Consider the following 21,658-nt stretch of genomic DNA (forward strand, 5'->3'; position numbering starts at 1 on the left):
ACGGTAAAAGTTACAGATTCGTCATATGTAAGGGTTTGTTTCATTTTCCCAATGATCCGGTTGAAAAGCAATGGTCAATACTTACCACTCAAGAGCAGTACGATTGACCCATATCAGCAAGGCAGTTTATACATTGTTCCTGAGTACATCCAGATAATCCTTTGAACACTCTGCATCCAGATACCTGCAAAAGTCATAAATGGCGGCGTTTATAGCATCAAGCAGCTCACTCGTAACCTGTACATTAGGCTCCCACCACCAGCTTTTAATCTTAAACGGAGCATTTTTTAGTACCCTTTCAGGCTCAAATCTGGCAATCAGCTGATCGCCATAGAGCACAGGCAGTACATAGTATCCATATTTGCGTTTCTCGGCAGGAGTATACACTTCCCAGCGATACTCGAAATCATACAGCTGTGCAACCATTTCTCTATCCCAAAGAAGGTTATCGAGGGGAGCCAGGAATTTCACTTGCTTGCTGCTATCGTTTTTTTCAAAAAGAGAGATGTCCTCCTTGCGCACGTAAAAAGGACTTTTAATGTCTTCGATCAGCAGCCGGACGATTTCGCCTTCTTCCAGCAATCTGCTAAGAGTTTGCTCTCTTTTTACCTTGTTCGAGAGGAAATGTCCTTGCCACGCACCGCCTGTTCGGTCCCACAAAATTCCGGTACTGCCGATCCGGCGCTTCACATACCAGGTCAAAAAATCGTCATCATCTGCATAACTATCCTGCTGCTCCGCAAGTGAAGGCAATATCTTTTTCGTAAAATCATACTGCTTCTGCGTTCCATTCTTGTTAACGACACATAGCTCGCCAATGGTATAAAGATAATCCAATGCGGCGCTGGATAGTTTCTTATGTCCCCAGCTGCCCTCCAGGGAGTGCCCGCCTATGGAAAGATCTTTTGTACCCGTTGCACCGTTTATTAGGACGAAATCACGCACTTCATCAAGTATTTGGAGAGCATCCAGCTGGTTTCGATGGCCCAATGTGTTGGTTACAGCAATGGCTCTTGCCGCTCTAATTCTTGCGAACTTGGGGAATTCCTCGGTCATGTAGATGCACATTTCCTTATCAAAGCCGTCAACCAGCAGACGCTCCTTGTACAGAAGATTGTGCAGCATTTCCGGTTTGTAATCCTTAATTTTAGACTGGAGGACCAAATCTGCATTTCGGCCAACCACGTTCAGAGGGTCATATTGAATGCTTCCCGCCTTTGCAAAATACTTGATAATCCCGTCTGAACCGCAGTATTGCTGACTGCCATTCAAATTGTGATAGCTCGCAAGAAATTGTCTGGCGTCGTTCTTAGAAAGGATTTCTGTTCTCATGTTCGCCTCTCCCATAGTAATGATCTAATGCGAAGGATTTCATCGGAATATATCCTAGCTTCGCAAGCGTTTCTCTTCGAATAACGGCATCACTTACTGCTTTTGTAACGATCCATTCGACGCCGAACTCTTGATAAAAATGAACATGGGCTAATTCCAGTACAGCGCGTAAGACTTCCTCTTCCTCATATTTGCTCATGATATCGATACGCAGAATGCCATGCACCCCATAAAAATAAGCTGCCCCCCGATTGAACATTTCAACGGTTCCTATGATTTCATTCGTAGAATTCAGGATGATCGTCATCCGGACGTATTGCTTCGTTTCATAGCAGAACTGCCAGAAATCAATGCCCTGTTTCATGCGTTCGGGGGTCGTATAGAAGAATGTATCTCCATTACAGTTGTCTGAATTGAACAAGGGAACCGCTTTCTCGTCTGAATAACAGTTAAGAAGCTCCAGCGTGTCTTCCTCATTGGTATGCCGCAGTGTTATCTTTTCATTGTGAAAAACAGGACAGTTCTCGTAAATTTTGTACATAGTATCACCCTTTTTTGTCTTTATTAGAACAAAACAATGGCGACAACAGTATGTCATACATCTTGATATTGCTGCAAAATATCCTGACATGTGTTTACGATTTTCTGCTGAAGCTCCTTCGGTTCGAGAACTGTGATTTTGTTGCCAAAAGAAAGCACAACCCCATACCAAAACTGCTCGTTCTCGGGAACGGATAGCGCCATGATGACATCGCCATTTTCGAATTCGCTTTCGATGGCTCCATTCAAATACTCCATGCATTTCACCTTGATTTCTTTCCGGCAATGAAGCTTGAGATGAATATATGTTCGCTGATCTCCCTGCTTCTCCCATTGCTCCTGTGCATGCTCTGCATGATGCTCCAAGCTGTTGGTCCGATTGGTGATCTCGATCTGATCCATACGTTCAAGCTTGAATATGCGGTAATCCTCATACTTGGGAAAATAACATAACAAGTACCAAGCGTACCATTTATACAATGCGGCTACGGGTTCAACTTCAAAGTTCTTTTGCACATTATCGGCATTCGTATAGGAAAAGGTCACCGTATGCTTGTCCTCTATGGCCTGATTCAAGATGGTAAGTTTGTGGTTGATTCTCTCTTTCTCGCTCAGAACACCAAAATCCAGAATTATATTCGACGGCTTTCCTCTTGATACGGTTTGTATTTTCTGTAAGGTGGAGTGGACTTCTTTGCTGTTATATGCAGTAGCGAGTCCCTTCAGTGCGGTCACGATATGCGCGTAGTCGATAGCGCCCGCGACTTGCCTCTCCATGCGAAAAGTGTCGTGGATTTCGTATCCGCCATCTGCGCCATAAGTGGAAATGACGGGAATGCCGGCCATGCACAACGAATCGATGTCACGGAGAATAGTTCTGACCGATACCTCAAAATGCTCAGCCAATACCTGTGCATTTACCTTTTTATGATTAAGCAAGTATATCGTAATTCCGAGCAATCGATCGATCTTCATAGGCATTCATCCATTTCAAGGTTAGTATGAAATCGAGTACAGACGATATTATAACGTACGAAGGCTGATCCCACAGTTAAAAAAAACTGACGCCGGTACAGCACCGACGCCAGTTCATCACTCTCCTTATTCGCCCGCCTCTTTGGCTGTCAGCTCCCGCAGCGCTTCCAGGCTCGTAATCGGCTCCCGGCATGCAAAATCCTTACAGATATACGCGGTCGCCTGGCCGTGGACCGGCTTCTTGTCCTGCACATGTGGCAGCAGCGCCGCCAGCTCATCGCCGGGCTCATCCCAATGAATGAGCAGCGAAGCTTCCGGCTGGTAAGCCTGCTGTGCAAGGGCAATCATGCTGTGCATGGCGGGATCATCCTTCCGGCCGGTCAGCACCCACTCCGAACCGCCGTCCGTCAACGTAAGGAGCGACAGCAGGAACATGCCGTAGCTCGCGGGATATTTCGCCGCCGCCCGGGCCAGAACCTGCGCCGTCTGCTCCGCCACGCCTTTCAGCTTGACGTCTTGGGTAACTGCCGCCAGCTTCCAGAGCGTCTTCACCGCCACGGAGTTACCGGACGGCATCGCTCCGTCATACAGCTCCTTGCCGCGAACCGGAAGCTGCTCCGCATCCCGTCCGCTGAAGAAGAACCCGCCTTCCTCTTCATCCAGGAAGAGAGATAGCAGCCCGTCCTTCAGCTCAAGGGCGCGCTTCAGATATACAGCTTCGCCGGTCGCTTCATACAGCTCGGTCAACCCCCACATGAGGAAGGTATAGTCGTCTACATATCCGAGATGCGCCGCTTCGCCGTCCCGATAACGGGCCAGCAACCTGCCGTCCTCCCTGCGCAGATTTTCCCAGATGAAATTCGCCGCCTTCTCAGCCATAGCCGCATACTCCGGCTCCTGCAGAGCTTTGGCTCCCTTGGCGAGCGCCGCGATCATTAGACCGTTCCAGGAGGTCAGCACCTTGTCATCCTTGGACGGATGCACCCGTTGCTCCCGGTACGCGAACAGCTTCTCCCGCCATTCATCCATCCGTGTGCGCAGTGCCAGCGGCTCCATGTCCAGCTTGTTTGCGAACTCATCGGCCGTTCCTTCCAGCAGATTCGGAATGCTGAAGCCATTCGAGATGCCTTCCTCCGTAATGCCGTAAATCCGGCAGTACGAATGCATATCCTCCAGGCCCAGCGCCTCCTCGATCTCCTCCCGGCTGAAAATATAGAAGCCGCCCTCCACCCCATCGGCGTCGGCATCTTCCGCGGAGTAGAACCCGCCCTCCGGCGAGGTCAGCTCGCGTTTCACATAGGCGAGTACATTCTGCGCCACTTCCGCGTACATGGACTTGTCAGTCAGCTGGTATGCATCGAGATATGCGATGGCCAGCAGCGCGTTATCGTACAGCATTTTCTCGAAATGCGGAACAAGCCACTGGTCGTCGGTGGAATAGCGGGCGAAGCCAAAGCCGATGTGGTCAAAGATCCCGCCCCGGCTCATCGCATCCAGCGTCTTCTCGGCCATATCGAGCGCCGCCACCTGATCGTACTTCCGCGAGTACGCCAGCAGGAATGACAGATTATGCGGCGTCGGGAACTTCGGAGCCTGTCCGAAGCCGCCGAAATTATAGTCGAACAGCGTGCTGTACAGCCTGAACGCCTGATGCAGCAGTTCCTCCGACAGCTCACCATCCTCCTCGGCTCCGAGATTTTTGCGATTGGTCGCCTGGATCTCCGTCAGCAGTTCGTCGCCGAGCTGAGTCAGCTTGTCGCGGTCGCTCTCCCATTTGAGCCGAATCTGCTCCAGAACCTCAATAAGTCCCGGCTGCCCCATCATCCGCCGCTTCGGAAAATAAGTCCCGGCGAAGAAAGGCTTCTTCTCCGGTGTCAGCACAACCGTCAGCGGCCATCCGCCCCCGCCTGTCATCGCCTGACAGACCGCCATATACAGCGTATCGATATCCGGCCGTTCCTCCCGGTCCACCTTGATCGCCACAAAATGGCCGTTCAGGAGCGCCGCGACTTCCTCACTTTGAAAACTTTCTTCCTCCATCACATGACACCAATGACAACTGGAATAGCCGATCGATACGAACACCGGCTTGTTCTCCGCCCTCGCCTTCTCGAACGCTTCCTCGCCCCAGGCGAACCAATCCACCGGATTATGCGCATGCTGGAGAAGGTAAGGACTCTTCTCATGGATCAGCCGGTTGGTGTACTTCGGTTGAGCGATTTCTTCATTCATGGGAACAGCCCCCTTGGGTAAAATTTCATTTTTTCAGATCATTATAATATACCCGGGACAGCCGCTATCGATTGAAATGTGAAGATTATGTATAGAAAGCTGGCTTGTGGTGCCAGGGAAGTTTCCGTTGAGGGGATTTGAAAGAGGTGTCGGGGGGTGCTTCGTCGGTTAAAGAGTCCACTTTTATGCCATAACAGCAATCACAGAAGCCCATGGGGCTATCTCTTCCCTTGCGCTCTTTTATTGTCTGGCGTAAATGGCCTCAAAAGGTAAATGATAATCTACCGAAAACAAATACAGTTATCATTCAATCGACAGCAGAATAAGATTCTAATTCTCAAACATATACATCTTACAAATATACTCCGTCTACCCGAAAAAAATCTTTTTTATAATTGTAATAGCTCTTCAATTTTCAATCTTATATCTTCAATACTTTTCGATTCGAATTCGAATATTACATTCCAACAAAATGAACCTTCTTCATCCTCTTCACTAGTATCGACTAATACCAATTTATATTGACCATCTGCACTGAATTCAGGATACCAACCCAGATCTATTATCTTATTTCTACTCTTGCTTCTGAGTTGCAATATATCCTCTTTGAATTCCCATCGATGTTCATAATCATCATCTATAAACCTCTCAGGATACGATTCTGTGAAATCATTTAGTGTAACAGACCATCCACTAGGTATTCGTAATGGCACTAGTTTTAGATTCATTAATATCTCCCTTTTAATAATATATTAGAAAAAAGCTTCTCTCCCAAAAATTAGTCCCTTCATTCTTCTGTTCCGTCAACATTTCAAGCACCTGATTTGAATCCGGCCCGATTCCGACCATATCTCCCAGACAAAATATATGATCGATCTCCTTGTTGGATATGTCCTCTAACACTGCTCGTAGTGCAGGACTATTGCCATGAATATCTGTAATGACGGCGAATGTTTTCATTATCATCATCCTTGAATTTGTATAGTCCATCCTTGTACTCCATAATCTGTTCCCTGCACTCCATAATCTATTCCTTTCGGGCTTGAACATCAACAGTCTATTTTATTCTTTCTAACAGTGCCTACCATGGCTGCAAGGTCATAATACAGAGTACATTGATTCAAATACTTATAAGGCAGGACACTCACATGAAAATTAGTTGGTATGAATCATTATTCCATACTATGGAGGCACTAATGTCCACAACAATTCCAGAAGCAGAAAAAAGAAATGCCATGGACATTTTCAAGCCGGCACGCCTTAGTAAAAAGGAGCTTTTTCTCAAAGAAGGAGATATCCCAAATAAACTGGCATATAATGTATCAGGCTTGTTGCGATGTTACTATGTGGATGGCAAAAGCAACGACGTGACTAAATATTTTTGTTTTGAAGGCTCTGTCATTTCGTATTCGGCACTGCTTCTAAGGCAAGAATCACATTATTATATCGAAGCCTTGGAGGACTGCCTGCTGCTCTGCGCGGACTATCGCTCGTTCGAACAATTGACCAACGATAGTTTGTTCTGGCTAAAGCTGATCAAGAAGATACAAGAACAAGCTCTAATTTATAAAGAAGAGCGTGAGCGCAGCTTCCAATTGGAGACGGCCTCCGAGAGATATGTTCACTTACTTAGGCGTCACCCGCATATTGAGGAACGGATCAACCTTGGCTATATTGCTTCGTATCTTGGCATTTCTCAAGTCTCGCTCAGCAGAATTAGAAGCAAGTTGAATAAACTTAACAAATGTTAAAGAAAGAACCCTTCTCCTATTGTATGATCTGAATGAATTTCATACGTTAGGAGAATGTCAAATGGATGCGGAGAATCGTTGCGATACTTTTATATTGATTACTGGGGCAAGCAGCGGGATCGGAAATGAATTGGCTGAAGCTTTTGCTAAGCGCGGCGCTAATTTAATATTGGTTGCAAGAAGGCAGCACCTGTTGGAGGAAGTATCCATACGGTTGATGGAGAGTTATCACATTAGGGTATTGTGGTTTAGCTGCGACTTATCAGAAAAAGAAGCCCCCAAGTCCATATATGAATGGTGCAAGTCACAGAATATTATCATCGACACCTTGGTGAACAACGCAGGAGCCGGGATGTTTGGAGAGTTCGATCACCTTGATATCGATGAGCAGATCAGGATGATCGAATTGAATATCCATGCTCTTGTGAAGCTCATTCATTATTTCCTGCCAGACCTCATGACAGTCACGATGTTCTTAGATACGGACAGATTAAAAAGGATGTAGCTGGCATCACCCACAAGATGCTGAGCCAGCAGCTTAAAGATCTGGAGGCGTCCTTGCTAATCAACCGGAAAGTATACCAGCAAGTACCACCCAAAGTCGAATATTCGTTAACCGAGAAGGGCAAAACCCTGATTCCCATCCTCCAGCTTATGGGCCAATGGGGTCATGCTAACCAACAAGCATCGAAGGAATGAACCGTACTCCAGACATCGTTCACGATAGTCAAATCAACTCTGGTGAAAGGCTTGACCTCGAGAAACATATACTCAGTCATGTCCCTCCTTTCCTGTGAAAAATTATACATCGCCTTGTTCAAGTAAAAAAGAACCCACTTTAATGGTAGTTACTACCCAAAAGGTTAGATGAAACAGATTCCCCTTAGAGGGATTGCTTGAAACTGCTAAATCAAATCCATTTCTTTATATTTCTGATAGCCTTTATTCGTTAATATTTTCAATTCCTGAAATAAATCATCATCCGGCGCTTTAAAATTAAAACAGGATTTCCCCTGCATCCGTTTCCGCAAAGAATCCGGAATCTCGTTCAATAGCTCTGGATACGAGTAGATTGGCATCAAATAGAAACTGACGTAATTTTTCTTGATGATCGTTGCGGCGAAGAAGATTATTTTATTATTAACGGGATTGATCTTGTGTGTATCCAAATAATATTGCTCGGATGAGTCCGTCTTTACAACCATCTCGGGCTCATATTCTTTCAAGATTTTTTTCAGTTGGTCAAAAATGGGGGTAAAGTTTTTTTCGCTTGGCATTCGTTATCTCCTCTCATTTGCCTACCACTTAGCAGCATTATGTTATTTTAACCGCTTTTCCATTATCTCCAATATTTCTTTAGCAGTTTCATGAACTTCCTCTAGTACTTCTCCCGGAGTTGGATGGCTAGATATCCGGATTACATCCGATTTGAAACTTGCCATTAATTCGACTGGCAGTTCTTTAACAAAATATTCTAAACACCATTCCTTCCAAATATCATCATCCATTTGCAAAACGGCTTTAACATGGGGAATGGTCTCTTCCGGGCATTGAAGCAACAGCTTGGCAATATCCTCAGCGATAGGCCAATTTATGTCTTGCAGCCATTCCAGCAGTTGCGGAATCAGTGCTATTACTATTGATTTGTCTGTATTCTTCAAAACATCTACTCTCTCGAAATCATGCTTATCCCTTGGCAAGTAAACAGTCAGATCCTCCATAGTGTCCTCCGACCATCTTATTGATTATTATCATTTGATTGTGATACGCCTGATTGCGATACACCGCATACATTTTGCCCGATAAGCATATTATTCCAGTTTATGCCTTCAATCCTTTTCCTCCAACTGATTGCATGTTCAAGTCCTACTGAGGAACAGCTTATCTCCCCACATTATCATAAAAAAACATCCCTTGAAACAGATCGTCTAAACCAAAGGGTCTATCCGATCCATTCCAAGGGATGCAAATTACCGGCGCCGCCGGCACTGAATATGTTATGCCACATGAGCTACTTTCTCGTAAAAATACGCGCCGTCCAGTCGCCAACGAACTGCGCTCCCTGGACGATGAGGATCAGCAGAATTACCGTCGCGAACATGACTCCCGTCTCATAACGGTAATAGCCGTATTGGATCGCCAAATCGCCGATCCCGCCGCCGCCTACGAGTCCCGCCATTGCCGAATAGCCGATCAGGCTGATGACGGTTACGGTTGTCGCCCGGATAAGGCCGGGCATCGCCTCCACGAACAGCACCTTCCGCAGAATGAGACCAAGCCCCGCACCAGTGGCAATCGCCGCTTCAAGCACTCCCTTGTCCACTTCGCTGAAAGCCCCTTCGACCAGACGGGCAAAAAAAGCGATAGACGCAAAAGCCAGCGGAACGGAAGCAGCCACCGGGCCAATACTGGTTCCGGCAATCACCTTGGTCACGGGAATTAGCAGCACAAGCAAAATAACGAACGGGATGGAGCGGATGATATTAACCACTACACCCATGATTGCGTTAAGCACACGGTTCGGAAAGAACAGACGGCTCGAAGATAAATAGAGCACCAGCCCAATAAGCAGCCCGAAGATCAGCGAAGCGGCCATTGAGATGAAGATCATGATCAAGGTGTCCCACATGGCGGGAAACAGCTCCAGCCGCAGAATATCCCAGGTATTATCCATTGTGCGCTCCACCTTCCACCCGGTCCGAGATCACTTCAAGCTTGAAGACCTGCCCGGAAATGTACTCGCGGACCCTAACAATTTCCGCCGCCTCACCGCTCAGCTTAATGAGCAGAATGCCAAGAGGCTGTCCGTGGATGTATTCGATTTTGCCATGCAAAATGTCGACCAGCACATCAAAGTCCTTCGAGACTTTGCTGATCAGAGGCTCATACGCACGCTCTCCGGTGTAGGTAATTTTGAGCATTTCCTCCCCGGCCTTAAGCTCCAGGTGATCGGGAACCTCAATGTTCAGCACCCTTGCCACAAGAGACTGGGTCAGCTCATGCCGGGGTTCTGTAAAGATCCGGTACGTATCGCCGATCTCCACAATTTCACCTTCGGCCATGACCGCGATTCGGTCGAACAGCTTGCGCGCCACATCCATCTCATGTGTGATGAACACAACGGTAATATGCTTCTCACGGTTAATCCGGCGCAGGATGCGGATGATTTCTTCCGTATTCTCAAGATCCAGCGCAGAGGTCGCCTCATCGCACAGCAGAATCTCCGGATCATTCGCAAGCGCCCGGGCGATCGCTACCCGCTGCTTCTGACCGCCGCTTAAATTCGCCGGGTACACGTTAGCCTTGTCCGACAGATTCACCTGCTCCAGCAGTTGCTTGACCCGCCCGGCAATCTGGTTCTCGGGACAGTTGTTGGCTTTTAACGCAAAGGCGATGTTTTGGAATACTGTCGCCCCGCTGATCAGATTGAAATGCTGAAAGATCATGCCCATTTTCAGTCTGACTCTGCGCAGCGCGGCTCCCTTGAAGGCGGTGATATCCTCGCCATTAATGAGCACTCTGCCTGAAGCGGGCGGCTGCAGCAAATTGATTACCCGCACCAATGTGCTCTTGCCTGCCCCGCTGGGACCGACAATGCCGAAGATTTCGCCTTTTTCGACGGTCAGCGATGCTGATTTGACGGCCTGCATGCTGCGTCCTTTTTGCTTGAAATTGACGTTGATGTTGTCCAGTACGATCACCTTAAGCCTCCTCTCTGGCAATCACAGCCAATGCTTGCCACGCTTTGGGCTTATTTAGCGTACTTCGTTGTATACCATTCCGGCTTATCGAAGGCTTTGAAAATTCCGTTCGCGTCTTCAATCGCGTTATGGAATTGCTCGGACTCGACTGCGGCCTTCAAATCTTTGCCCAGCTGCCCGTCGATGTCCGCAGTCCGCACCGCAACGACATTTTTGTAATCCTCCGACAGCTTCTCGACGGCGATGGCATCCGCAAGATCCATCTTGGCTGCTATGGCGAAGTTCCCTGGAACGATGCCGAGCGTCACGCTGTCCAAACTGCGAGAGATTTGCGCGGCATCCATAGTGACAAATTCGATGTTATGCGGATTCTCCGCGATATCGTGCACGGTCGCTTTGGTCTCGTCAATGTCCGCCTTCAGTGTGATCAGATCGAGCGATTTCAGGAAGCGAAGCGCGCGCGCCAGATTGGAAGCATCTGTAGGAATCGCTATCTTGGCGCCGTCCGGAATCGCCTGCAGTTCTTTTACCGAATTGGAGTACAGTCCCATGCCCGCAGTCGGCACCGAGATGACTTTACCAATATCCAATTTGTTGTCTGCTGCGAATTTCTCCAGGTATACCGTGTGCTGCATCAGGTTGGCGTCGATTTCCCCGCTGCCGAGCGCCTGATCGGGCTGGACATAATCCGAGAACTGTACGACTTCAATAGTATAGCCCTTCTCTTTCATGTAAGGCTCAATCGCCTGCTTGATCATATCCCCATAAGGACCGGGAGAAACCCCGATCTTGATATCCTTCTTCGTCGTCTGCGCAGAACCGCTGTCTGCCTCTTTTCCGCCGCAGGCTGCAAGCAGCAGCGCGAGCATCGATACGGTCAAAGTGAGGACCAGCCATTTCTTCATGTTGTTCATGGTATTCATTCCTCTTCCTCTATATTATTTGAATTTACTACGATTTCCGGTACAGCTTCAGCTTCTCCAGCCGTTTCAGCGCCTCGATCAGCGTCTCCTCTTTCTTGGCAAAATGAAACCGGATATACTGACGGACATCCTCCCGGAAAAAGCTTGAGCCGGGAACCGCCGCCACTCCGATTTCACTCGCCAGCCATTCGCAGAACTTGTAATCGTCCGGCTCGCCGAACTCGCTGATATCGACCAGCACATAATAGGCGCCCTGGGGCTTGTAATACTTAAGGCCGATCCGGTCCAGCCCTTCCAGAAACAACGTCCGTTTCTGTTCATAGCTCCGGGTAAGCCCCTCATAATAGTCGTCGCCCAATTCCAGTCCCTTGACCGCCGCCCTTTGCAGCGGGGCCGCGGCTCCGACAGTCAGAAAATCATGCACCTTCCGGCAGACGTCAATAACCCCGGCAGGCCCGATGATATAGCCCAGTCTCCAGCCGGTAATGGAATACGTCTTGGAGAGCGAGCTGCAGGACAGCGTCCGCTCGAACATGCCCGGGAGAGAAGCCATATATGTATGCGTATAGGGTTCGAACACAATATGCTCGTATACTTCATCCGTAATGACAAATGCATCGAATTCCACAGCAAGGCTGGCGATAGTCTCCAGTTCGCTGCGGGTGAATACTTTGCCCGTCGGGTTAGAGGGGTTGCACAGAATGATCGCTTTGACGCCCTGCTCGAACGCGCGACGGAGTTCCTCAGGGTCGAACAGAAATTCGGGTGGGGCCAGCGGTACATAAATCGGGGTGACGCCGGTCAGTATGGCATCAGCGGTATAATTTTCGTAGAAGGGTGAGAAGACGATAACTTTATCACCGGGATTGCACACCGTCATCATCGCTGCCATCATGGCTTCGGTGCTGCCGCAGGTTACAACGATGTTCGATTCCGGATCAACCGGAATTCCCATCCACTTGCTCTGCTTCTCCGCCAGTTTCTTCCGAAACAGCTCGGAACCCCAGGTGATCTCATACTGATGGGGACCTTCATCCGCCGCTATTCGCAATTCATCCAGCAGTTCCCGTGGCGGGTCGAAATCCGGAAACCCTTGGGACAGATTAATCGCATCATGCTGCTTCGCGATGCGGGTCATTTTTCGAATAATCGATTCCGTAAATCCGTCCAATCTATTGCTTAACTCCGGCATCTCCATCTCTCCTCCTGCCTAAAAATCCTATCTGGTAGCGCTCATAAATCATAATTTTAAGTATACTATATTTGTCGGATTAACGTATTACAGTATAGAGTTGCTGTCGAAATGTGTCAATGTTTTTCTGAAAAATTCTTTATTTTCACACGGATTTCGATAATCATCAGGCACCGTCCGGGCGTTTTCATCATACATAGTAGAACAGAAAGGCGGGATGCATATGACAGACAGCAGAATACATGAACAATGGGCCATCTTTCTGGCCGCCATCTGTGGACAAACCTATGTCCAGTTCGCAAGCGAGGACGGCTCATTTGTCGTTCCGTCTCCTTATACGGTTCAACATATTATCAGGGCCAAATCCATCACGAATGTATGGGAGACCTTCGGCTTCATTCTGGAAAGTACTGATGAGATTATCGTCGCCTTTCGGGGAACGGTCACCACGACCAATTGGATCTCGGATGCGATGGCTTCCCAGAAGAAATTTCGCTACATCAGCGACAACTGCTTCACACATCGCGGTTTCACCGCGATCTACTCCTCGGCACGGGAGGAGCTGATACGCGCGCTCGGCAAGCTGCCGCCGGAGAAATCCATGTATGTTACAGGGCACAGCCTTGGCGCCGCACTGGCAACTCTATGCGCCGTGGACACAGCCGCCAACACTGCTTTCAGATCGCCCTTCTTATACACTTACGGTTCTCCGCGCGTCGGCGACCCGGATTTTGCCAAGGCATGCGCCTCCTACGTCCCGGACAGCTGGCGTTTCGCTAATGTGTTCGATGTCGTCACCCTGGCTCCGCCAACTGTATATAAGCTTCCGAGACGGGATAAGCGCTACTATTACAGCCATGTCCGGACGCTCTCCCAGCTTTCTTTTCAAAATGGCGGAGTTGGTGACAATCACGTTATTGGCAGCTATTATGCCGAGCTGTCGAAGCTGGACCCCGAATTCGCCCGCCGCTTAAATTTAGCGTATCCCGGCTTCTGCCCCGTTGCCGACAGTAATCGAAACAATCGGATTGAAGTCAGCGGATTTGGAGCCATACCCCGGGCCTCCGATCCGGTCAAGCTTTGAATCGGTTAACTATTTTTTCCATGCCAAGTGGATTACAATCATAGATATAACGGTGAAAAGGACGGATCGGGACATGAAACAGAAGCCATTCATTCTCTACTTCATCATATTAGGGCTAATTCTACTTACAGCTTCCGGATGCCGAACCGATGCTAAAGCTGAGCTTTCAGGCGATAAACAAACGGCAGCGGATTATGTGCAATCGCAGGGATATGAAATTGTCTCTAATCGAGGGGAAACGAACCGGTACAACCTGGACAACAAGAGGCTGATTGAGGCACCCTATATGCTGATCTGGGGTCTTCAGAACAAGGAACCGGAACTCTATCTGGGGAAAGAAATCATCACCTACGGCTTTATCGTCAAGAATCATCCGCTGGAGACGATCTATAATTCATCCAAGACAAAAAGTCATTACCAAATCGATGTTGAGATTATGCTCGCCGGCGGCAAGGTTATTGGAGGAACCTCCCACTATAAATTAATAAAATCTCTTGTTTACTCACTCTTTCTCGGATTTTCACTCATTGACAGATCGAGAGATGGAGAAGTCATGTAAGGATGACATTATTTTCTGGAGGAGCCGGTGGCGGGAATAGAGGTCGGGGGATTATTTCCAACCCTTAGATAATTCCTCTGATCGCACCTTGGATATCCACACCTTCTTTTGACGGCTTACCCTCCCATGTCACGCTGGGTCTTAGCCCTTACATTCCTTCGTTCTGCCTCTCAAAAGGTGGACGCCGTTTCTTGCTCCTTTACAGGGTCGTTGCCCTTATGGAATAATTCCTACGGCTGCTCCGTGCTTCCGTTGTCTTGGTTCATTCCGATCCGGCGGTAAACATGAATTCGGTTTGGCTTAAGCTGCCATCTGTAACTGAGCCTGACGCACCGGCCCTAACACGTCGTTTGCGTTATACGGAACCTGCTTGGTTCCGAGCGTATGAAGCACGCGAATGAGCTTCCCACACAAGGCTACAAGGGATTGCTTTTTCTTGAGCGGATTTTGACTTCGCTTGGTGAAATACTGGTGCAGTGCCTTAAACTCGGCGTTCTTTGCCACCATGGGCATCACCGCCCGGAACAGCAGCGCCCTTAGGCGTGCGCGTCCACGTTTGGTAATGCTGGATTTACCTTTTTTCTTTCCTGAACTGTTCTCCTTGAGGTTTAGTCCGGCGAGCCGAATAATCTGCTGTCCATGCTCGTAACCGCTCAGATCCCCGACTTCGGCGAGAAACCCTGCCAACGTAACTACGGCTACGCCCGGAACGGTAAGCATCTCTTTCGTTCCCGGAATTTGAGCAAGGAGACGTTCCACCTCGGCCAGAATCTCTTCGAGTTGTCTGGCGAACATCTCATACTGCTCCAGAAGCGTCTTGATCTCCACTTTCGCTCCGGGAAGTCCTTCCGTAAGCCCGATGGAACGCCTCGCCGTTTCCATGAGGTGCAGCGCTCGTTTCGCCCCTACGGCTCGTTTTACGTCTTTTTTCCACCGCTGGACAATGGCCTCTGTGCCCATCTCTACGATTTCTCCTGGCGTTGGAAACTCGCTAAGCGTAATGCGTGATGCCTTGCCTTCCCAGTCTTTGAACACCTGCGTGTACTCCGGAAAAAAGCGGTCCAGCCAGTTCTGCACCCGTCTTTGCACCTGTCCGAAGTTCACCATGATCTTCTCCCGAAGATTCATGAGAATCCGCAGGTCGGCGTAAACGCTCGTTGGCAGTTTGGGCTCGCTGTACTTCCCGTTTCGCACCAAATCGGCAATGACCTTGGCATCTTTATAGTCATTTTTCGTGGGTGAATTGTCTTCCAGTTCTTTGCTTTTGTGTACGTGATGCGGATTCACAATGACCAAAGGAATGCCCTGCCGCCCTAAATATTCCGCCAGCGTAAACCAGTAGTGTCCGGTGGGCTCAATACCGAAGAGGACGTCACTCTTGGCATGCTCCTGCTGAAGCTCCTTCATCCACTGAACCAGTTGCTCGAGTCCGGCACGGGTATTAGAGAACACACAATCCTTACCCAGTTCGATCCCTCGAAAGTCTATGGCGCGAGCCACATGGGTATCTTTGGCGATATCTGCGCCGACCACGAGGGTATTTTCGGAAATTCGGGTGATTCGTTGATTCTGTTTCTTCGATTGTTTATACTTCATGATAGAGTGCCTCCTATGCTGAAATTGTTCTTTGGTCGGAACGTTTCCCAGTATACAGAAGGCGCTTTTTTCATTCAAACCTCAGATTAATTCATTACAGGAATGGCTCCTTATGGCACAGTTCCGCTTCCCTTCAAGCATGAGCTGCTTGCCCAGAAGCCGCTCAAGACGCCCGGCGGATCGGTGCGGATTGTAGACTCCACCAACTTTCCGGTCGCGAAGCAAATCGCTGCCGCCCTTGTGGAGATTGAACCCGGCGCGATGCGCGAGCTTCATTGGCATCCCAATAACGATGAATGGCAGTATTATTTGTCCGGCAGCGGCCGAATGACGGTATTCGGCGCCAACGGCAACGCCCGAACATTCGATTTCAGGGCCGGGGATGTCGGATACGTTCCTTTTGCGTTCGGCCACTATATCCAGAACACCGGGGACACTACACTGTGGTTCCTGGAAATGTTCAAAAGCGACCGGTTCCAGGACGTGTCACTGAATCAATGGATGGCGCTGACGCCTCACCAGCTGGTTGAGAGCAATCTAAATGTAACGCCAGAGTTCATCTCCAAGCTCCGCAAGGAGAAATGGCCGGTTGTCAAATACCCTTAAAGGGCTTCGCTGCATGTAAATTCCAGCTTCTGGGCAAGTTAACAGACAAGAGAACTAGCTGGGAGATGTGGTACGGTGTGGCAAAAGATTCTATCCTATATTCCGGATTGGACGATCTTCATGCAAGCGGGATTTTGTTTGCTGATTCCCATCGCCTTCATCGCCTTGATCAACAAGCTTCGTGCGGTCTTCAAGGGCATTGAAGGAAAGAATGGAGACGGGGGAACCTCCGGAGATGTTCAAGCTGTGGACAAGAATGATCCACCGCTACCCGCAGATTACGAAAACAATCGAAGTGCCATCAAGGAAGCAATCGGCAGCAACTGCGATGTCCACTTCCGGGATTTCGAAATAGCGGCGCTGCAGAAGCGGGCGACGCTGATTTATGTGGATGGAATGATCGCTGAAGAGCATATCGACACCCAGGTAATGCAGGCGTTCATGTCAGCTGCGGAACCTGACGCGAAACACGGATTAAAGGCACAAGCCCCGGATGATTTTTCAGCGTATTTGATCAAGAATATGCTGCCAGCAAGCGAAGTGACTGAAGAAACCGGACTTATAAGCCTGAACGAAGCAATATTGAACGGTTATACCGCTTTGCTGGTTGAAGGAATGCCGCATGCCCTGCTCGTCGGTGCGCCTGACGGCAAGACGAGAAGCATTTCGGAGCCGATCTCGGAAGGGCTGGTGCGCGGCCCAAGAACGGGCTTCTCCGAGCAATTAAGCGATAATACCGCCATACTGCGGCGTCAAGGGCGAACGGAGCAGCTTGAGATGAAGAAGTATGTGGTCGGTAACTTTGTCAAAAGAGACCTGGTGCTCGCATACATGAAGGACATCGTGAACCCGGAACTGCTGCGGGAAGTAGAGAAGCGAATTGATAAGATCGATCTCGATTTTATCGCCGAATCCGGTTACGTGGAGCAGCTGATCGAGGATGATATTCTGAGCCCGTTCCAACAGGCCCAAAATACGGAAAGACTGGACCGGGTCATGAGCGCCTTAATGGATGGACGAATCGCGATTCTGCTTGACGGGACCCCGTTCGCGCTCATTGTTCCGGTAACGTTCAGCATGCTTCTCCAGTCACCGGAGGATTATTATGAGCGTTGGATCGGAGGTTCCTTATTGCGCTTGCTCCGGTTCGTAGCCGCTTTTCTGGCCCTGATGGCCCCATCGCTCTATATTTCATTCATATCCTTTCACCCGGGTCTGATTCCGACCGATCTGGCTATCACCATTATCCAGGCACGACAACGTGTCCCCTTTCCATCTCTGATCGAGATATTAATTCTGGAGGTTTCGATCGAAATTTTGCGGGAAGCGGCGATAAGACTGCCGAGGCCGATCGGACCTGCGATGGGCATCGTCGGCGGCCTGATCATCGGCGAAGCGGCCGTCCAGGCGGGCATCGTCAGTCCGTTTCTCGTTATCGTCGTCTCGGTAACCGCAGTCGCTTCCTTCTCCATCCCGATGTACAGCACCGGAATTACGCTGCGCATTTTGCGTTTTGCCGGGATGTTCTTCGCCGCTGCCCTGGGAATTTTGGGGACCATCCTGTTCTTTCTGTTCATGAGCAGCCATCTGACCAGACTGAAGAGCTTTGGAGTTCCGTACGTGACGCCCATCTCCCCCTTCCGCATCCGGGATTGGAAAGACTTGTTCATCCGTGCCCCGCTGAACTTGATGAAACGCAAACCCCAGATGATGAAGACGATTCGCCGCAAATCGCGAACCCATTAGACCCGAGCTGGAGGTAACCGAATGTTTATTCGCTCCGATGACAAAATCACCTCGTCGCAAGCGGCTATCTTCTTGACCGACAGTGTGCTTGGCGCAGGCATTCTGACACTTCCAAGGGACGTCACCGAAAAAGTACAAACTCCGGATTCCTGGCTATCCGTATTGCTGGGAGGCGTCTTGGTCATGCTTGCCATTCTGGTCATGGTAAAATTAAGCCAGCAATTTCCGGGGAAAACGGTGTTTGAGTATTCCAAAAAAATCGTCGGCACGATACCGGGAAGCGCATTATCGCTTCTGCTCATCCTTTTCTTTGTAATGATCGCCGGGTTCGAGATTCGCGTATTTGCCGAAGTGACCTTGTTTTTTTTGCTGGAGGGTACCCCCATTTGGGCCATCGTCATCCCTTTTATATGGGCTTCGGTGTATTTGGCAGCGGGAGGTATTAATGCGATTGCCCGCCTGTTTCAGATCATATTTCCCATTAGCATTCTGATACTGCTGCTCAGCCTCTTTCTCAGTGTGAGAATTTTCGATATCCAACATTTGCGTCCTTTTCTGGGGGAGGGGCTTTCTCCGGTTATCAAAGGGCTGAAGTCGTCAATCCTCGTCTTCTCGGGTTGTGAAGTTGTTCTGGTTCTCGTTGGTCATCTACAGCACCCCGAACACGCGGTCAAAACGATGCTCGCGGGATTGGGCATTCCTCTGTTTCTATATTTTCTGACCACCGTCATCGTGATTGGAAGCATGACTATCGGCAGCTTGCAGAGAAGCACATGGCCGACAATCGACCTGCTTAGAAGCTTTGAAATCTCGGGTTTGTTTTTTGAACGGTTCGAGTTTCCGTTTCTGGTTATATGGATGATGCAGCTGTTCTGCAACTTCACCAGCTTTTTTTACACTGCCTCCCTGGGGATTTCGCAGGTGTTCCCTGTGCAGTACCGGACGGTTCTGCTGGCGCTGATGCCGGTCATATTTATCGCCACGCTCATTCCTCACACGATGAATGAAATATTTGAACTGGGCTCCGTTATCGGGATGATGAGTGTACTTCTGTTTCTATTGGTGACAGTACCTTTGTCCCTCATTTTCCTCTTGCGGAAGAAAGGGCTGAAGCGCCATGGTTAGACACCGCATTATACCGCTGTTGTTGTCCGCTTGCCTGCTGGCGTCTCTAACGGGATGCTGGAGCAGCAAAGAAATTGAGGACTTAAGCATGTACATAGGCCTCGCTCTAGATGAAGGAAATCCGACTCCCACTGAACAAAAGCTGGACGAACAAGGAGTCGGCTATCTGAAACGCAATGTGATGACAGCCACTATCCAGATTGTTCCGACGAGATCGAGCGGGAGCGCTCAACAGCAGACGAAGAGCCAACAGCCTCCACAGTTCTTCAATGTAACAGGGACCGGCGATTCTTTGTTAGAAATCATGCGGGAATTCTCGCTCCAGCTTGACCGTCCGGTCATTGGTCACCATTTGAAAGTAATTGTGGTCTCCAACGTGTTGGCTCAAAGCCATAATATGGAGAACATCATGGATTTCGTACTTCGCGATAACGATATTCGTCCAAGCTGCCTCGTATTTTTGAGTCATGGACCGGCCAAGAATACGATTGAAGGCGCACAGACCGGCGATATTCCCGCTTTCAAGCTGAAAGGTCTGCCACGTGGACATTTCAGAACAGGCAGAGTTATGGAGGGGATTAACCTGACCAAGCTCGACGAGCAGTTGAGCATCAAGCAGAGCTTTGTCCTGCAAGAGGTTAATGAGAACAACGGTATAACGGTTGCTGCAGGTGCCGGGATTATCAAAGGAGAGACCGGAAGATGGATCGGCTCCCTGAATCAGACGGATGTGGAGAGCATCGCCTGGATTTCGAACGAGATTAGGGGCGGAACCATCAAAAGCTATGATTGGCGAAACGAACCGATCACCTATGAGATTAAAGAGGCTAAGAGTAAAATAACTTCCACTGTGAAGGGTGATGACATTTCATTTCATGTGAACATCCAATCAGAGGGGCGGCTGATCGAGAACTGGGACATCGACGAAAACCCGTCTGCCAGCAGCTATAACGATAAAGCGCAGAAAATTTTCGAGAAAAGGTTGTCCGATATGCTCAGCTCCGTCATGTTAAAGCTGCAGTCTACTTACCATGCCGATGTGATCGGTTTCCGTGATGTATTAAAAATCCAGCATCCCAAGGTATGGAAGAAGGTAGAGGACCACTGGGACGACGTATTCAGCCGTACACCGGTTACATTCGATATCAAGCTGAAAATTACGGATTATGGCTCATCCAAAAAATAAGGCGCCGTTTCCCGCTCTGTATGCGGCGGTTGCTATTCCACCTTATACCTCGTTCCAGGCGCATAATCAAGGGCGCGGCTGTTATAATGAAGAAGATACATACATGAACCAATCGAAGCGAGAGGAATTAGTAATGAACAACATACCCAATTGGATTACGGGAAGCCGGATGATTTTGGCGCTGCTGCTCTTGCTCCCGAAGCCGTTAAGCGCGGTTTATCTCACCGTCTATTTGTTGTGCGGACTAAGCGATGTGCTGGACGGCGTTATCGCGAGGAAGACGGGTACGACAAGTGTACGGGGCGCCAGGCTGGATTCCGCAGCCGACTTGATCTTCATTGGAGCGGTCCTGTTCACCCTGATTCCGGTCCTGAAGCTTGATGGCGGCTTGGTGATCTGGATTGCGGTGATCGGGGCGGTCAAATTGGCGTCAATCCTTACCGGCTTCCTGAAATTCGGCGTTTTTGCCGGGATTCACACCTATGGGAACAAGGCCACCGGAATATTGGTGTTTATGATCCCGTTAATGCTGCCCTTTGTCCAGCCTTCGCTGCCTGTGGCAGTGGTTTGTACAGTTGCAACCCTTACCGCGATCGAAGAATGGATGATACTGCTTCTGTCCTCCCGGCTTGAACCGGACCGGAAAGGACTATTCTTCTAATGATGAATTCCGGTATTGGCTCGGTGTAAGACGCATCCGCTGCTTGAAGACCTTGGTGAAATAGCTTGGCGTGTTGAAGCCCGTACTCAGAGCGACTTCGGTTACGGTAAGACCGATTTCCGCCAGCAGCCTGGCCGCGACAGATATCCGATGCTTCAGCATGTACGCTACCGGTGTCATTCCGATCGTTCTTCCGAAAATGCGAAAGGCTTCCCGCTCGCTGATATGAGCCGCATCCGCGATACTTCCGGGACCGATGTGATCGGCATACCGGAGATGGATGAAATCAAGCATCAGCTTGATCCTAACGCTAACCACGCTTTCATCCCTCCGGTCCACCACGGCGGTTCTCGTCCACAATCAGCTCAGTTTCCTGCAAAATCCTTCACCTCTGTCCATTTGGCGGTATCGTTGTGAAATATGGCATTATTCTGCTAGTTCAATGCCTA

General features: G+C 49.3%; 23 protein-coding genes and 1 pseudogene. 10 read left to right on the top strand and 14 right to left on the bottom strand.

Annotation, left to right across the window (positions count from 1 at the left end; translation table 11 throughout):
* Positions 1 to 126: 126 nt before the first annotated feature.
* From PSTEL_RS16030 to PSTEL_RS16055, 6 genes are all read right to left on the bottom strand, one after another.
* Positions 127 to 1,332, bottom strand: a complete 1,206-nt coding sequence (locus tag PSTEL_RS16030; RefSeq protein ID WP_038696820.1) for a DNA glycosylase AlkZ-like family protein — start codon at positions 1,330 to 1,332, stop codon at positions 127 to 129.
* A complete protein-coding gene (locus tag PSTEL_RS16035) occupies positions 1,310 to 1,696 on the bottom strand; it encodes a hypothetical protein (RefSeq protein WP_218917550.1) in 387 nt (128 codons plus the stop codon). Before PSTEL_RS16035 ends, PSTEL_RS16030 begins: the two co-directional genes overlap by 23 nt.
* A 230-nt stretch (positions 1,697 to 1,926) precedes the next feature.
* Positions 1,927 to 2,832, bottom strand: a complete 906-nt coding sequence (locus PSTEL_RS16040; protein WP_169744589.1) for a helix-turn-helix transcriptional regulator — start codon at positions 2,830 to 2,832, stop codon at positions 1,927 to 1,929.
* A 141-nt stretch (positions 2,833 to 2,973) separates the two neighbouring features.
* Complete coding sequence (locus tag PSTEL_RS16045; protein ID WP_038696826.1) at positions 2,974 to 5,079, bottom strand: thioredoxin domain-containing protein; 2,106 nt, start codon at positions 5,077 to 5,079, stop codon at positions 2,974 to 2,976.
* Positions 5,080 to 5,468: 389 nt separating this feature from the next.
* Positions 5,469 to 5,807: a hypothetical protein gene (locus tag PSTEL_RS16050; RefSeq protein ID WP_038696828.1), complete on the bottom strand. Its 339-nt coding sequence runs from the start codon at positions 5,805 to 5,807 to the stop codon at positions 5,469 to 5,471.
* Between the two features lie 13 nt (positions 5,808 to 5,820).
* Positions 5,821 to 6,129, bottom strand: a complete 309-nt coding sequence (locus PSTEL_RS16055) for a metallophosphoesterase family protein (RefSeq protein WP_342666507.1) — start codon at positions 6,127 to 6,129, stop codon at positions 5,821 to 5,823.
* 146 nt (positions 6,130 to 6,275) lie between these two features.
* Between PSTEL_RS16055 and PSTEL_RS16060 the strand changes: the two genes are divergently transcribed.
* The 3 genes from PSTEL_RS16060 (at position 6,276) to PSTEL_RS28520 (ending at position 7,529) form a co-directional block, all read left to right on the top strand.
* A complete protein-coding gene (locus tag PSTEL_RS16060) occupies positions 6,276 to 6,830 on the top strand; it encodes a Crp/Fnr family transcriptional regulator (protein ID WP_052098561.1) in 555 nt (184 codons plus the stop codon).
* A 61-nt stretch (positions 6,831 to 6,891) separates the two neighbouring features.
* Positions 6,892 to 7,335, top strand: a complete 444-nt coding sequence (locus PSTEL_RS16065) for an SDR family NAD(P)-dependent oxidoreductase (RefSeq protein WP_038701071.1) — start codon at positions 6,892 to 6,894, stop codon at positions 7,333 to 7,335.
* A gap of 17 nt (positions 7,336 to 7,352) precedes the next feature.
* On the top strand, positions 7,353 to 7,529 hold the full coding sequence (locus PSTEL_RS28520; protein WP_245624970.1) for a winged helix-turn-helix transcriptional regulator: 177 nt from the start codon (positions 7,353 to 7,355) through the stop codon (positions 7,527 to 7,529).
* 206 nt (positions 7,530 to 7,735) lie between these two features.
* Here PSTEL_RS28520 and PSTEL_RS16075 read toward each other — a convergent pair whose 3' ends face one another.
* The 6 genes from PSTEL_RS16075 to PSTEL_RS16100 form a co-directional block, all read right to left on the bottom strand.
* The gene (locus tag PSTEL_RS16075; RefSeq protein ID WP_038696834.1) at positions 7,736 to 8,107 is read right to left on the bottom strand and encodes a hypothetical protein; all 372 of its coding nucleotides are present in this window, start codon (positions 8,105 to 8,107) and stop codon (positions 7,736 to 7,738) included.
* 42 nt (positions 8,108 to 8,149) lie between these two features.
* The gene (locus tag PSTEL_RS16080) at positions 8,150 to 8,551 is read right to left on the bottom strand and encodes a DUF5071 domain-containing protein (RefSeq protein ID WP_038696836.1); all 402 of its coding nucleotides are present in this window, start codon (positions 8,549 to 8,551) and stop codon (positions 8,150 to 8,152) included.
* 290 nt (positions 8,552 to 8,841) lie between these two features.
* Positions 8,842 to 9,504 carry a methionine ABC transporter permease gene (locus PSTEL_RS16085; RefSeq protein WP_038696838.1) on the bottom strand — a complete coding sequence of 221 codons (663 nt, stop codon included), beginning with the start codon at positions 9,502 to 9,504 and terminating at the stop codon, positions 8,842 to 8,844.
* On the bottom strand, positions 9,497 to 10,531 hold the full coding sequence (locus PSTEL_RS16090) for a methionine ABC transporter ATP-binding protein (RefSeq protein WP_038696840.1): 1,035 nt from the start codon (positions 10,529 to 10,531) through the stop codon (positions 9,497 to 9,499). The genes PSTEL_RS16085 and PSTEL_RS16090 overlap by 8 nt, the downstream gene beginning before the upstream one ends.
* Before the next feature lie 50 nt (positions 10,532 to 10,581).
* The gene (locus tag PSTEL_RS16095; protein ID WP_038696841.1) at positions 10,582 to 11,445 is read right to left on the bottom strand and encodes a MetQ/NlpA family ABC transporter substrate-binding protein; all 864 of its coding nucleotides are present in this window, start codon (positions 11,443 to 11,445) and stop codon (positions 10,582 to 10,584) included.
* 37 nt (positions 11,446 to 11,482) lie between these two features.
* A complete protein-coding gene (locus tag PSTEL_RS16100; RefSeq protein WP_038696843.1) occupies positions 11,483 to 12,646 on the bottom strand; it encodes a pyridoxal phosphate-dependent aminotransferase in 1,164 nt (387 codons plus the stop codon).
* Between the two features lie 223 nt (positions 12,647 to 12,869).
* Here PSTEL_RS16100 and PSTEL_RS16105 point away from each other — a divergent pair, with 223 nt between their 5' ends.
* Positions 12,870 to 13,730: a lipase family protein gene (locus PSTEL_RS16105; RefSeq protein WP_084065125.1), complete on the top strand. Its 861-nt coding sequence runs from the start codon at positions 12,870 to 12,872 to the stop codon at positions 13,728 to 13,730.
* Between the two features lie 73 nt (positions 13,731 to 13,803).
* A complete protein-coding gene (locus PSTEL_RS26360) occupies positions 13,804 to 14,289 on the top strand; it encodes a hypothetical protein (RefSeq protein WP_052098564.1) in 486 nt (161 codons plus the stop codon).
* Between the two features lie 300 nt (positions 14,290 to 14,589).
* On the opposite strand, the gene PSTEL_RS16115 is transcribed toward PSTEL_RS26360, so the two are convergent.
* On the bottom strand, positions 14,590 to 15,885 hold the full coding sequence (locus PSTEL_RS16115) for an IS110 family RNA-guided transposase (protein WP_038692930.1): 1,296 nt from the start codon (positions 15,883 to 15,885) through the stop codon (positions 14,590 to 14,592).
* Between the two features lie 105 nt (positions 15,886 to 15,990).
* Between PSTEL_RS16115 and PSTEL_RS16120 the strand changes: the two are divergent.
* From PSTEL_RS16120 to PSTEL_RS16140, 5 genes and pseudogenes are all read left to right on the top strand, one after another.
* Positions 15,991 to 16,491, top strand: a pseudogene (locus tag PSTEL_RS16120) (cupin domain-containing protein); the annotation flags it as partial.
* A 75-nt stretch (positions 16,492 to 16,566) separates the two neighbouring features.
* Positions 16,567 to 18,237, top strand: a complete 1,671-nt coding sequence (locus PSTEL_RS16125; RefSeq protein WP_038696853.1) for a spore germination protein — start codon at positions 16,567 to 16,569, stop codon at positions 18,235 to 18,237.
* A gap of 21 nt (positions 18,238 to 18,258) precedes the next feature.
* Positions 18,259 to 19,362 (top strand): GerAB/ArcD/ProY family transporter, encoded by a 1,104-nt coding sequence (locus tag PSTEL_RS16130; RefSeq protein WP_038696855.1) that lies wholly within the window; start codon positions 18,259 to 18,261, stop codon positions 19,360 to 19,362.
* Complete coding sequence (locus tag PSTEL_RS16135; RefSeq protein WP_038696857.1) at positions 19,355 to 20,548, top strand: Ger(x)C family spore germination protein; 1,194 nt, start codon at positions 19,355 to 19,357, stop codon at positions 20,546 to 20,548. Before PSTEL_RS16130 ends, PSTEL_RS16135 begins: the two co-directional genes overlap by 8 nt.
* A gap of 133 nt (positions 20,549 to 20,681) precedes the next feature.
* Positions 20,682 to 21,209, top strand: a complete 528-nt coding sequence (locus PSTEL_RS16140) for a CDP-alcohol phosphatidyltransferase family protein (RefSeq protein ID WP_052098565.1) — start codon at positions 20,682 to 20,684, stop codon at positions 21,207 to 21,209.
* Here the strand turns inward: PSTEL_RS16140 and PSTEL_RS16145 are convergent.
* The gene (locus PSTEL_RS16145) at positions 21,198 to 21,527 is read right to left on the bottom strand and encodes a helix-turn-helix transcriptional regulator (RefSeq protein ID WP_156995885.1); all 330 of its coding nucleotides are present in this window, start codon (positions 21,525 to 21,527) and stop codon (positions 21,198 to 21,200) included. The genes PSTEL_RS16140 and PSTEL_RS16145 overlap by 12 nt on opposite strands.
* Positions 21,528 to 21,658 lie beyond the last annotated feature (131 nt).

This window comes from Paenibacillus stellifer, from assembly GCF_000758685.1.
Taxonomy (GTDB): domain Bacteria; phylum Bacillota; class Bacilli; order Paenibacillales; family Paenibacillaceae; genus Paenibacillus_AQ; species Paenibacillus_AQ stellifer.